This window comes from Brevibacillus fluminis (assembly GCF_052072235.1).
Classification (GTDB): Bacteria; Bacillota; Bacilli; order Brevibacillales; family Brevibacillaceae; genus Brevibacillus_D; species Brevibacillus_D fluminis_A.
On record NZ_CM125436.1, the window covers coordinates 5,172,833 to 5,185,079 of the forward strand.

Annotated in this window: 11 protein-coding genes; 3 read left to right on the forward strand and 8 right to left on the reverse strand. The window is 55.3% G+C overall.

The window, feature by feature from the left end:
• From ACTID9_RS25385 to ACTID9_RS25415, 7 genes are all read right to left on the reverse strand, one after another.
• Positions 1–750 (reverse strand): IclR family transcriptional regulator, encoded by a 750-nt coding sequence (locus ACTID9_RS25385; protein WP_441067892.1) that lies wholly within the window; start codon positions 748–750, stop codon positions 1–3.
• A 214-nt stretch (positions 751–964) separates the two neighbouring features.
• Positions 965–2,506 (reverse strand): PucR family transcriptional regulator, encoded by a 1,542-nt coding sequence (locus ACTID9_RS25390; protein WP_441067894.1) that lies wholly within the window; start codon positions 2,504–2,506, stop codon positions 965–967.
• Positions 2,507–2,510: 4 nt separating this feature from the next.
• Entirely contained in the window at positions 2,511–3,452 is a 942-nt protein-coding gene (locus ACTID9_RS25395; RefSeq protein WP_441067896.1) for a DMT family transporter, read from the reverse strand.
• Entirely contained in the window at positions 3,449–4,408 is a 960-nt protein-coding gene (locus tag ACTID9_RS25400) for a GntR family transcriptional regulator (RefSeq protein WP_441067898.1), read from the reverse strand. Before ACTID9_RS25400 ends, ACTID9_RS25395 begins: the two co-directional genes overlap by 4 nt.
• Before the next feature lie 158 nt (positions 4,409–4,566).
• Positions 4,567–4,818: an SDR family oxidoreductase gene (locus ACTID9_RS25405; RefSeq protein ID WP_441067900.1), complete on the reverse strand. Its 252-nt coding sequence runs from the start codon at positions 4,816–4,818 to the stop codon at positions 4,567–4,569.
• Between the two features lie 4 nt (positions 4,819–4,822).
• Positions 4,823–6,250, reverse strand: coding sequence for an alanine/glycine:cation symporter family protein (locus tag ACTID9_RS25410; protein ID WP_441067902.1), 1,428 nt, complete (start codon positions 6,248–6,250; stop codon positions 4,823–4,825).
• A gap of 55 nt (positions 6,251–6,305) precedes the next feature.
• A complete protein-coding gene (locus tag ACTID9_RS25415) occupies positions 6,306–7,277 on the reverse strand; it encodes a glutaminase (RefSeq protein ID WP_441072733.1) in 972 nt (323 codons plus the stop codon).
• A 287-nt stretch (positions 7,278–7,564) separates the two neighbouring features.
• Here ACTID9_RS25415 and ACTID9_RS25420 point away from each other — a divergent pair, with 287 nt between their 5' ends.
• The 3 genes from ACTID9_RS25420 to ACTID9_RS25430 are packed head-to-tail and all read left to right on the forward strand — an operon-like array spanning position 7,565 to position 10,453.
• Entirely contained in the window at positions 7,565–8,806 is a 1,242-nt protein-coding gene (locus ACTID9_RS25420) for an ATP-binding protein (RefSeq protein WP_441072734.1), read from the forward strand.
• Positions 8,807–8,810: 4 nt separating this feature from the next.
• Positions 8,811–9,746 carry a response regulator gene (locus ACTID9_RS25425; protein ID WP_441067904.1) on the forward strand — a complete coding sequence of 312 codons (936 nt, stop codon included), beginning with the start codon at positions 8,811–8,813 and terminating at the stop codon, positions 9,744–9,746.
• Between the two features lie 50 nt (positions 9,747–9,796).
• A complete protein-coding gene (locus ACTID9_RS25430) occupies positions 9,797–10,453 on the forward strand; it encodes an HD domain-containing protein (RefSeq protein WP_441067906.1) in 657 nt (218 codons plus the stop codon).
• On the opposite strand, the gene pabB is transcribed toward ACTID9_RS25430, so the two are convergent.
• Positions 10,417–12,210, reverse strand: coding sequence for an aminodeoxychorismate synthase component I (gene pabB, locus ACTID9_RS25435; protein WP_441067908.1), 1,794 nt, complete (start codon positions 12,208–12,210; stop codon positions 10,417–10,419). The two genes, ACTID9_RS25430 and pabB, sit on opposite strands and share 37 nt — an antisense overlap.
• Between the last annotated feature and the right edge of the window lie 37 nt (positions 12,211–12,247).

Consider the following 12,247-nt stretch of genomic DNA (forward strand, 5'->3'; position numbering starts at 1 on the left):
TTACATGATTTGCTGTACGAATTGATGAATGCTATCGATTGACTTCCGGAGCGCTTCTACCATCTCCGGCACTTTTTCATCCGACATCCGGTACGTGGGGCCGGCGATCGTCAAGGAAGCGACCGGCTTCCCGCTGCTGTCAAAAATCGGCATGGCCACACCGAATGTGTCCTCGGTATACTCGCCCTGGGAATACGCCCATCCTGCTTTTTTTATTGTCTCTAGGTTCTGCAGGAGGGATTCCCGGTTCGCGATCGTATGGGGCGTTTTTGGCTGCAAGCCTTTTTCCAAAATCGCCTTGATCACATCGATCGGCATGTAGGCCATGATCACCTTGTTGGATGCGCCGGCATACAGCGGCGTCCTGCTTCCTACGGACAAGGCATACTTGATGCTCTGATTGCTTTCCACAATCTCGGTACAAATGCCGTCCGAACCGTCAAGCCACGTGAGAAAAATCGATTCGCCGGTTTTGTCTGAGAGCGCCTTCATAACGGGGTAGATGATGTCTGTGATGTTAAGCTGGTCGCGGATGATTCCCCCGTATTCCAGCACCTTCAGGCCCAGTCGATACTTCTTGGTCTCAGGGTCTTGCGTCAAGAGGCCGTGCCGTGTAAACGTAACCAACATACGGTACGCAACGGTATGGCTCATCTGCATCTCGGCGGCCAACTCGCGCACGCCCCATTGCGGGCGTTCCCGCGTGAAAGAATGCAAGAGCTTCAACGCTTGGTCAAGAGTCTTTAACATAAGACTGCTTCCTTTGTACCGAATAAAGAACCAATGGTTCTGTATACGCGCATGCTGCAACGCCCCCAATCGAAATTTGCATTTCTTTATATAAATTCTGTGTATTTACACTTTAACAAAAACGAGCCGCTTCCCCCTATGGAAAGCGACCCAAAAGATCGCGCCCCTTTTTGGGCACGATCACAAACAGCTGATTCTATCAAGGTTTCGCGGTTCACAGAATCGAATGCACGTCTGCGCCTCGCGTTTTCCATGCGCGCATGGCTACATCCAGGCGGAATCGCACCTCCGCATCATTCAGATCGGTCTGAAGAATCTCGCTGATCCGTTCCAGCCGATACAGCACGGAATTGCGGTGGATGAACAGCTCCTCCGCCACCCGCTTCGTATTGCCCCCCGATCGTAGAAACGCTCCCAGCGTCGCAAAAAGCTCGGTACTATACTCCTTATCGTAGGCGACCACCGGCTCAATCAGCATAGAGGTCAAGGATGCCAGCACCGGATGGTCTGCTACGTCCAACAGCAGATCCTCCACCAGCACCTCATGGAAATGGATCACTTTCTGCTTGGGCAGCGTATGCTGGCCGATCGCGATCGCTTTTTGCGCCTCCTTGCAGCTGGCCGGGACGTCGGCAAGCTGTTCGCGCGTGCCGCCGATCCCGACAGACAGCTGAAAATGAGTGCCCAGCTCCTCCGTCTTTTGTGTCAGCTCCGCCAGCAGATGGCTGACCTCCTCCTTCTGCTTTTCCGCGTCGTTATGGGCGGTGGCACACAGGACGATCAGCGAGTCGTTGATGATCACACCTTTGCGCGCATATGCGCCCAGCTTGTTGACCTTTTGCAAAAAGTGGCTGTACAGCTTCGCAATCTCCTCGCCTTTGCCGTGAATGCGGATCACGATCACATAGTGGTGCGTACCTGCAGGGATGCCGAGCTGCTTGGCACGGTAGCGAAGCAAATCTTCCTGATGGGCGGAGCCGGAAAACAGCTCGACCAAAAACGATTCCTGCTCGCGCTCCCGATGCAGCTGCTGCGATTGCCTAATAGTAAACTCGATCGCCAGCACCGTAATCGCATGATCGAGGCACATTTGCTCAAAATGCTCGGAATCCGCCAGCGCTCGCGTAATCGCCAGATAGCCGGTCACTCGGCTGCCCACCTGGATCGGCCGTTTTTCCACGATCGCCGCCGACACAAAGCGCGCTGTACAGCTTTCGACTTCCTCATCCTGATTCAGCACAGCCGCCTCGCACGAGAGCAGATGCCCGACCAGCACCACCAGCTCTGTCGTCCGCCGGTTGAGCACCATGTTGGTGAACTGCTGATTGACCTCCCGCACTTCGCGGAGCATGTACGCCTGCCGCTGCAAAATCTTGTCCATCACCGTGTGCGTCATATCGATAAACGGCACTTCAAGCGGGATGTCAAACAGCGGGATGTTGTACAAGTTGCTTTTTTGCAGCGCTTCCGCCGGTACTTCCTGCAAGACGCGCCGCGTTTTGATCCCGACCGCCGTTCCGCCCACGCGATGCATCTCGTCGAGCAGACGGCACAGCATCAGCGGCTCGTGGCGAAACGAATAACCCGTCGTCAAAATCAGCTCGTTGGGGCGCAGCCATCCGGTCAAATCCGGCATTTCCATGCTGTCGATGTAATAAATCTCATTCGTGACGCCCGCGTGGCCCGCCATCACCTTTGCACCTTTAAAGACGGGCAGCTGCAGCAGCCGCTCTACGGTAAAAGGGGTATTTTCCATATGTTCACCTCTTGTCTCGCGCTTCTGTCGCCCGGTTGCGGCTGCGCCTCTCTTCCGCATACCGTCCGATAAACGTGCCGGCGACCATGCAGAAGCCGCCGATCCAGCCTGCAACAGACAGCACCTCTCCGCCGAGCGCCACGCCGAACAGCGCCGCGAACAGAGGCTCCGTCCCGAGCAGCACCCCCGCCCTGGTCGGTGACGTACGCCGGATAAAGGAAAGCTGGACATAAAACGCATAGATGGTGCAAAACAGCGCCAAATAGAGCAATGCTACCCACAGTGTGCCCGTTTGCGGCAGCAGATTTTCCATCGGGTAGGAAAAGAATGACACCGCTCCCGCCAGCACAGCCACGCTGCCCAGCTGTACGACGGTCAGTGCACCGGAATCGACCTGCCGTCCGCGCGTCAACCGCTGCGTCATAATCATGAAGCATGCGCGCGTAACCGCTGCCCCGAGGATCAAGACATCGCCTGTGTTGAAATGATAGCCTTGCTTGAGCGTCAATAGCCCCGTCCCCAAGACGGACAGCAGCACGGCTCCAAGCAAAAGCTTGCTGGGAAAGCGCTTCTGGATGATGCCTTCGATCAGCGGCACGAGCACGACGCACAGGCTGATGATGAACCCCGCATTCGTCGCGGACGTGTACATGACCCCAAGCGTCTCCAGCACGAATATGCCAAAGAGAAACGATCCGAATATCGCCCCGATCCGCCACGTTTCCCGGGAAGCTTGGCGCAGCTGCCGCCAGGAAAGCGGGATGAGCAACAGACAGCTGATCGAAAACCGGACGAACAAAAAGAGAAACAAGGGATAAACGACAAGCGCCTGCTTGGAAACGAGAAAGCTCGACCCCCAGAAAATCGCGACCAAAAGCACAGCCCCATCGGCAAGCCATTGAGATTGGGGAAATTTGGCCGGATTCAAAACAGCTGGTTGGCTCATGTCCGCGCACCTCCTTCTATCATCTGGCTGATCAGGCGGATCGATTGCTTCGTAAGTGTCTGGTCGTCAATAATGACGGGCATGGTGGGCGAAAAGGCTTGAATCAAAGGGGCGACATAGCTGGAGCAAACGATGCATGCCGTCTGGTTCAGCAGGAGCGGCAGCGTGTCCGGCGCTTCCCCGGCTCCTTCAACCAGCTCCACATGATCCAGCCCCGATTGGATGATCGATTTGCGGATGTTGCCGGTTCCCTCCCATGTTGCGCAAGCGATGCCCACGCGGCTTCCTTTCGGCAAGCCTTGCAGCCGTTTCATGGCAAGAATGTTCGATTCCAGCAGGCACGCCGCAACAGGCAGCCGCTTCTCCAGCCCGAGTTTTTCAACGTAGTCCTCCACCTCTTCCACATGCAAAAACGTGGTGACGATCAGATCGTAATCGCCGCTGCGGATGCTCGCCTCCTGTGCGGACAGGTCGCGCAGCACGCACGGCTTCACCACATAGCCCGTTTCTGTCGCCAGCTCGCCTGCCAGCTCCGCCGCCTGGGATGCAGTGCATTCAACAAACAGCAAGACAGGTCGCATTCCCCGCTCTGCGCACCGCACCTGATGACGGGCGAGCAACGCGAAGGCGAATTCCTGAATATTGATCCCTTGCGCATCCAGCGCCAAGATCGTCTGATTGAGCAGCTCATCTTGCATCGTGTGGAATTTATCGGCTGCATCGGGAGCGACGAACATGCCGATGCCGCACCGGCTCCCGGCAAAGCCCTCCTGCTCCAGCTCGGTGTACGCCTTTTGCACCGTATTGCGGTTGATCCGCAAAAAACCCGCCAGCTCACGTACGCTCGGCAGCTGGTCATTCGGCTGATACAAGCCTTGCTGGATCAAGCTTTTTAGCTGCTCCTTCAGCTGCACATGGATCGGCAGCGACAATTTTTCATCGATGGTAAAGCGCAAGTGGATCGGCCTCCCTCTCCTGCATGTAACATGTATGGTTATGTAGGTAAGATACATAGTGTCTTATGACAGTATGACACCAATACCGAGCATTGGTCAACGAAAAAAGAGCAGCAGACAATGTCCGCCGCTCCTTTGAATTGTGTACGTTTCGCTGCTTACAACGTCAGCCCGCCGTCAACCGCAATAATCGATCCGGTCATGTAGCTGGACCCCGGCGAGGCGAGGAATGCCACCACATTGGCGATTTCCTCGGAATCGGCCATCCGTCCGATGCGAGGGAATTGAATCTCCGGCACTCGCTCCACCGCGCAAACGTCAACCTTTCCCCCGATGCAGAAAAACGCAGCTATTTGCGCAATCTGCACGAAAAAAAAGAAGCCTGACTTTCCCATCAGGCTTCTTTTCAAAGGCTTATCCCACGTTTTGCGTTTTCATCACGGAAGGCGAAGGCTCCCACGCTTCCAGCTGATCCACCCCTGGAATGCTGTCGCTGTAAAAGACAGGGTCTTTGCCCGCCTTTTTCTGACGCTGATAATCGTGCAGCGCTGCAAACGCGACTTTGGACAGCAGGAAGATCGCGATCAGGTTGACGATTACCATCAGGCCCATGAACAGGTCGGCCAAATCCCAAACCAGCTGCACTTTCGCCACCGCCCCGAACATCACCATGGCCAACACGCAAACACGGTACAGCATGAGCCATGTTTTGTTCGTTTTCAAAAACTCGATGTTCGTTTCACCGTAATAGTAGTTGCCGATCAGCGTGCTGAATGCAAACAGGAACACCATGATGGCAAGGAACGCGGATGCCCAGGAACCGATATGAATGCTGAGCGCCGCCTGGGACAGCTCGATGCCGCTCAACCCTTGCTGCTTGTACGCGCCGGACAGCAAGATGATGAACGCCGTGCTCGTACAAATCACCAGCGTGTCGGTCAATACGCCGAACGCTTGAATCAGACCTTGCTTCACTGGATGGCTGGTCGTCGCGGTTGCTGCCGCGTTTGGCGCACTACCCATACCCGCTTCATTGGAGAACAGGCCGCGCTTCACCCCGTTCATCAGAGCCGCGCCGAGCGTACCGCCAGCGATTTGCTCCAAGCCGAATGCATTTTTGACGATCAGTGCGATGACTTCCGGCATTTTGGTAATGTTCATCAGCACGATAAACAGTGCCATACCGATGTACAAAACCGCCAGCACGATGACGATGTACTCGGACCATTTGGCGATGCGTTTTACCCCGCCGAAAATGATGGCGGCGAAAGCGACCGTCATGATCAGACCCAGAATCAATCGGTCGGTGCCAAACGAGTTTTGGAATGCGATCGTGATCGTGTTGGACTGAACCGCATTAAAGACGAGACCGAAGGACAGCGTGATCAAAACCGCGAACAGAGCGCCCATCCATCGTTTGTTCAGCCCTTTTTCCATATAGTAGGCCGGGCCGCCGCGGAACCCGCCATTGTCTTTCACCTTATAAATTTGCGCCAGCGTGCTCTCCACAAAGCTCGACGCGGAACCGATGATGGCGATCAGCCACATCCAGAAGACAGAACCCGGGCCGCCCAAGGCGATCGCGATGGCGATCCCGGTGATGTTGCCCGTGCCGACGCGTGCGGCCATGGAAATACAGAACGCCTGGAACGGCGAAATACCGCCTGCTGTCCCTTTTTTCCCTTCGCGGATCGCGCCCAGCATGTCGCGGATCATCCGGATTTGCAAAAATCTGCCCTTGAACGTAAACATCAGACCGAGTACAACAAGCATGAAGATGAGCACATAAGACCAAATGAAATCGTTAATCGCGCCTGTTGCATCCAGTAAAAATTGTTGCATACTGTCACCTCGTAGCAAAGATTTTTGGTTAGAAATGTAAAGAAAAACGCCTGCGTCAAAAGATGCCGATCTCCCATTCCCGTGCCATTTCCGTTAACAGGGAAACGCCTGCGACGCTGTTCCCGCACGCATCGATCGCGGGTCCGAAAATGCCGATGCCGCACCCGTCGGGAAAGGATGCCTCCTTGCTGCGGTTGGCGGGAACCAGTGTCATGATGCCGCCGGATACGCCGCTTTTGGCTGGAAGCCCGACGTTCGCCGCGAATTTGCCGGAAGCGTCGTACATGCCGCAAGTCAGCATCAGCGCTTTGGCCAGTCTCGCGATTTCTTTCGGGAAAACCTGTTTGCGGGACAGCGGATGAAAGCCGTCGAGCGCCAGGACCAATCCAATCATGGCGATCTGCTCCGTGTTGACCTGGATCGAGCACTGCTTCAAGTACACTTCCAGTGCCTCCTCCACCTCGCACGCCAGGAAGCCGGTGTCTTTCAAATAATGAGCCAAGGCCCGGTTGCGGTGCGCGTTCATCCATTCGGACTGGAACACTTCCTCATCGATGGCTGGCCTTGTCTCTGTTACTTTTTGGAATATTCCGTACAAATAGCCCAGTTTTTCTTCCGCCGAGCCTCCCGGCAGCAACGAGGAGACTGTAATCGCTCCCGCATTGATCATCGGATTGAATGGCTTGCCCGGCTTGTGCATTTCCAAGCGTATGATGGAATTGAACGCATCGCCCGTCGGCTCGACGTCCACCCGATCCAAAACGTACGGGATGCCCCAATGGCAGCAGGCTGCGATAAAGCCGACCACCTTGGCAATGCTTTGCATCGTGAAAGGCACTTGCCAGTCGCCTGCGGTCATCATCGCGCCGCCCGGTTCGATGATGCAGATGCCGAGCTGCATCGGATCTACTTTCGCCAATGCCGGGATATAGCTGGCGGCTTTTCCTTGCGAGGCCATCGCCCGATGCTTGACGACCCACCGCTGCAATACATCCTCCCTGGAAAGCCCCGGAACACCCTCATCCATGACTGCTTCTTGAATCAAGCTCTTCCCCCCATCTTGTGAGTCATTCTTTTTCCAAATGCCTGAAAGCGCTTCCAGACAGCCTAAAACACATATATTGAACAGAATAAATCCACCCTACAAAATAAAACAAAATCCAACAAATTGTTTCAAACGCGGTCACAAATTTTTTTCTCCTCTTGCTCCTGATCGGTGTTACAGATAAGAATAGAAAAGAATGAAACAAACGGGATGTGGAATGATTGCGCATTGATTCATACACAAAGAGAGATGGATACATCGTCGCCCTCATGCTGATCATCGTCCCTTTGGCGGGGGAATGGAAATTTTACCTGGTGAATGAGACGTTTCGGATCAGCTTCGGCGCTCCCACGTTTTTCTTCTTTTTGCTGTTGCTCCAACGTGTGCCGGCCGTATTGCCCGGATTTTTGACCGGAATGGCTGTGGTCTTCTTCCGCATGTTCATCGACGGCACGACCCAGAGTCATTTTGATTGGACTGCCTCCGCTTTGGAGCATTACTCCAGCTTCTTCTTTTATTTCACGTATTCCCTTTTGTTTACCGTGATCAAAATGGAACGGTTTCACAACCGGACGCTCATCATCGGGGGCGTCGGCATGGTCATTGAAGTGGCGGCCGACCTGATCGAGCTTCTTTCGCAATATGTGTTCTTCCCAACCGTTATCACGTGGGGAGCGCTGCAAGAAATGGTCATGGTCGCGCTCTCGCACAGTTTCGTCGTGCTGAGCTTCCTGAACATGATCAAGCTGTACGAGGCGCAATCGCGGGAAAAACAGACGCGGAAGCAAAATGAGCACATGCTGATGCTCATTTCCAATCTGTACGAGGAATCGCTTCACCTGAAAAAAACGCTGCAAAGCGCCGAGACCATTACAGTCAAATCGTTTGAGCTGTATCAAGGCTTGCAATCGCTTGAACAGGACCAGCGCTTCGCCAAACAGGCGCTGATCATCGCCGGAGAAGTCCATGAGATCAAAAAAGACAATCAGCGTATTTTTGCCGGGCTGCGCAAGCTGATTTCCGATGAGAATCTGACCGATTACATGGACATTCACCAACTGGCCGGCATCGTCGTCCGCTCGAACGAAAAGTACGCTGCCTTGTTGGGGAAAACCATTCATTTTACCGTCTCGATCGAAGGCGTGCATCCGCACTACCATGTGTTCACCATGCTGTCGCTGATCAACAACATGGTTGCCAACGCGGTGGAAGCCATCCAGGACGACGGCGAGATTTCCCTATACGTAACCAGAGAGGACGAGCACGTGATGCTCAAGATCAGCGACAACGGCCCCGGTGTTTTGCCACGGCGCCGAAAGCTCATTTTCAAGCCCGGCTTTACGACAAAATACGACTATGCCGGCGCTCCTTCTACCGGCATCGGCCTGTCCTATGTGAAGGAAGTGGTCGAAGAACAAAAGGGAGAGATTGTCCTCCTGGATGGGACTGACGGTGCGGGAGCGGCATTTCTCATACGGCTGCCAATCGAATCGATAAGCGAGAAAGGGTGAGACGATGCGATTTTTTGTTGTGGATGACGATGAAGTCGTTCGGATGATGCTGACGGAAATCATCGAAGACAGTGATTTGGGCGAGGTCGTGGGCGAAGCGGAGGATGGCGCGATGATCGACGGGCCGATGCTGGCGATGCGCAACGTCGATATTTTGCTCATCGACTTGCTGATGCCGCAGCGGGACGGCATTGAAACAATCCGCGCGCTGAAACCGTCCTTTAAAGGAAAGATCATCATGATCTCGCAGGTGGAAACGAAAGAATTGATCGCGCAGGCCTATTCGCTCGGCAGCGAATATTACATCATCAAGCCTGTGAATCGCATCGAGGTGGTGTCGATCATCCAAAAAGTGATCGAGAAAGCCCGCCTGGAAAAGTCGATTCAAGACATCCACAAATCGCTCTTCCCGGTGCTCCAGCATGATCAATCAGCGCTGCGGCAGCCCCCCTCGCCTGCCACGAAAGGGCTGCGGGAAGCAGGACAAGTTGTGTTAACCGAATTGGGAATCGCAGGCGACATCGGGAGCAACGATCTGCTGGACATCGTGGATTACTTGCATGAGCATGAGCAGCGGCACACGTTCAAAACCGGCTTTCCCGCCCTCAAGGACATATTCGAGCATATCGCTCATGCGCGGCTGGGCGCATCGTCGCCGGATGACCCGAACGTGACGAAAGCGGTGAAGGCGTCCGAGCAGCGGGTACGGCGGGCGATCTATCAGTCGCTCACCCATCTGGCTTCGCTCGGCCTCAGCGATCTGACGAATTGGAAGTTTGAAAATTACGCATCGCAGTTTTTTGAATTTACCTATGTATGGAAGAAGATGACCGAGCTGAAAAATGGCGGCTCGTCCCCGTCCTCGGATATTCGGATCAACATGAAAAAGTTCATTCAGGCGCTCTATTCCGAGGCGAAGCGCATCCAGTCGGAAACATAGCCCGGCGGCCCTCCCGCCATTCAACCTTACCAAGAACGGAGACAGCTTTTATGGACAAAGACCACATTCTCACAGAGGCCGAAAATTTCGTCAAGGACATCCTGAAAAACGATAGCAGCGGCCATGACTGGTGGCATATTTACCGCGTGTCCCGCACGGCGAAAACAATTGCCGCCATGGAGCAGGCTGACTCGTTCGTCTGCGAGCTGGCCGCGCTGCTGCACGATGTGGCCGATGAAAAAATAAGCCAATCCGAAGAAATCGGACTGGCTCTGGTCAAAAGCTGGCTGGCAGACCAGCAGGTTCCGCCGGAAACCGCCGCCCACATCGTCGAGATCATCTCCACGATGTCGTTCAAAGGCGGAAATCGCCCGTCCATGCGCACGCTCGAAGGCAAAATCGTGCAGGATGCCGACCGCCTCGATGCGATCGGCGCGATCGGCATCGCCCGCGTATTCGCCTACTCCGGCGCAAAAGGCCGCGCCATGCACGATCCCGCACTGCCTGTGCGCGAGCAGATGACACAAGAAGAATACCGCAGCGGCAATGACACCGCGATCAACCATTTTTATGAAAAGCTGCTCAAGCTCAAAGACTTGATGAATACCGACTACGGCAAACAGCTGGCATGGGAGCGCCACGCTTTCATGCTGGCGTACCTCGATCATTTTTATGCCGAATGGGAAGGCGAATCGTCCATCCGGTAGACCGGCACCCAGCCGCGCACGCTGTTGATGAGCCACGCCTGTGTCGCGCGGGCCAGATCATCCATCGTCAGCACGCACTCGACAATCGCTCCTTGCGCCAAAAGCTCCGCCCGCAGCGTTCCGGCAAGCAAGCCGGACGTGACCGGCGGCGTAAGCTTCTCCCCGCCGATCTCTAGGACGAGATTGCCGATGGTGAATTCCGTCAGCTCCCCGCGTTCATTCCATAGAAGCACATCGAAAGCATCGGGATACTCGCTCTTATGCACCTGATAGATGGAGCGTTCGGTCGTCTTATGGTAAAAAAACGGATTGGCGGAAGCGATGGGGCGGCTTGCGACCGCAAATGGCTGCGGCACAATCGGCTGCTCGGCTAAAGGCGTGCCTTCGAGCGCAATCGCCCCTTGCTGCGAAACCAGCAGCCGGACGCGCATGGTCTCGTTCGTCTTGCGCGCAAACGCCTGAAGCTCTGCATCCAGCTGTCCCCGATCGAGCGGAATGCCGAAATAGGCGGCCGACTCTTGCAGGCGCGCGAGATGCCAAGCAAGCAGCTCGTACTCCCCGCCTGCCAGCTTCATCGTTTCCAGCAGGCTGAATGCCGGCATCTCCGCAGTCAAGATCGCCGATTTGGCGACCACCTCGTCATATTCATCCTCTGCTTGCGAATCCCAGGTGATTCCTCCGCCGACACCGTATTCGGCAGCCCCTGTCTTTGCATCGATCAAAACAGTGCGAATCGCCACATTGAATACCGCTTCTTTTTGCGGTGTGATGTAGCCGATGGTCCCGCAGTACACTTCGCGCGGCGAATCCTCCAGCTGCTCAATCAGCTTCATCGTGCTGACCTTCGGCGCTCCGGTGATCGAGCCGCATGGAAAGAGCGCCGCAAACACTTCTTCAATCGTCGTCTCATCGCGTGTCGTCGCCTCGACTGTCGAGGTCATTTGATAGACGGTGCGATACCGTTCGATCTCGAACAAACGCGGTACGTGCACGGAGCCAATTTCTGCAATGGTGCCCAGATCGTTGCGCAGCAGGTCGACGATCATCACGTTTTCCGCCTTGTTTTTTTCCGAGCGGGCCAGCCACTCCGCATTCGCCCGATCTTCCGCAGCGAACCTCCCCCGCTTGACCGTCCCTTTCATCGGCTTGGTCGTCAGCTTGTTCCCCTGCCAGCGGAAAAACAGCTCGGGCGACGCCGATAAGATCCGATAGCGTCCCACCTGCAAATAGGCCGAATAATGCCCGTGCTGGCGTTTGCGCAAATCAAGGTAAAAAGACTGCGCATCGCCGGAAAAGCTGCCGCGCAGCCGAATCGTGTAGTTCGTCTGGTACGTTTCGCCTCTGGCGATCGCCTCCCGAATCGCTGTAATGCACGCCTTGTAGCGCTCCCTGTCTACGGTCGGCTGCCATTCGGACATCTGGTAGGAGCCCTGTTGGTCCGCATCCGCTGCGGCAGGCTCCTCAGGCTTGGCGAACAAGCCGAACCAGGCAAGCGGCATCGCATGATCGCGATGCACGCGAAAAGCAGGGTCGAACGCGGGTGCCGCCTCATACGACAAATACCCCGCCGCATAAAGCCCCGCTTCCACGCCCTGCTGAAGCTCCTTCAATAATGGTTTGATCTCGTCCACCTGATTGGCGACGAGAATTTTGACCGGGTTGCGAAAAACCATCGGTCCGGGTTTGCCGTCCGCATCGTGAAAATCAAGCTGCATCAGCATTTGCGCGGATTCCGGCAACTCCTCTGGTGTCATCATGAACATACCTCCAGCTTCCTTACTGTCCTAATCGTTA

What these genes read in the sequence shown, in the direction of transcription:
- ACTID9_RS25385 (WP_441067892.1), bottom strand. Translation starts at nt 750, where the DNA reads ATGTTAAAGACTCTTGACCAAGCGTTGAAGCTCTTGCATTCTTTCACG.
- ACTID9_RS25390 (WP_441067894.1), bottom strand. Translation starts at nt 2,506, where the DNA reads ATGGAAAATACCCCTTTTACCGTAGAGCGGCTGCTGCAGCTGCCCGTC.
- ACTID9_RS25395 (WP_441067896.1), bottom strand. Translation starts at nt 3,452, where the DNA reads ATGAGCCAACCAGCTGTTTTGAATCCGGCCAAATTTCCCCAATCTCAA.
- ACTID9_RS25410 (WP_441067902.1), bottom strand. Translation starts at nt 6,250, where the DNA reads ATGCAACAATTTTTACTGGATGCAACAGGCGCGATTAACGATTTCATT.
- ACTID9_RS25415 (WP_441072733.1), bottom strand. Translation starts at nt 7,277, where the DNA reads ATGGATGAGGGTGTTCCGGGGCTTTCCAGGGAGGATGTATTGCAGCGG.
- ACTID9_RS25420 (WP_441072734.1), top strand. Translation starts at nt 7,565, where the DNA reads ATGCTGATCATCGTCCCTTTGGCGGGGGAATGGAAATTTTACCTGGTG.
- ACTID9_RS25425 (WP_441067904.1), top strand. Translation starts at nt 8,811, where the DNA reads ATGCGATTTTTTGTTGTGGATGACGATGAAGTCGTTCGGATGATGCTG.
- ACTID9_RS25430 (WP_441067906.1), top strand. Translation starts at nt 9,797, where the DNA reads ATGGACAAAGACCACATTCTCACAGAGGCCGAAAATTTCGTCAAGGAC.
- pabB (WP_441067908.1), bottom strand. Translation starts at nt 12,210, where the DNA reads ATGATGACACCAGAGGAGTTGCCGGAATCCGCGCAAATGCTGATGCAG.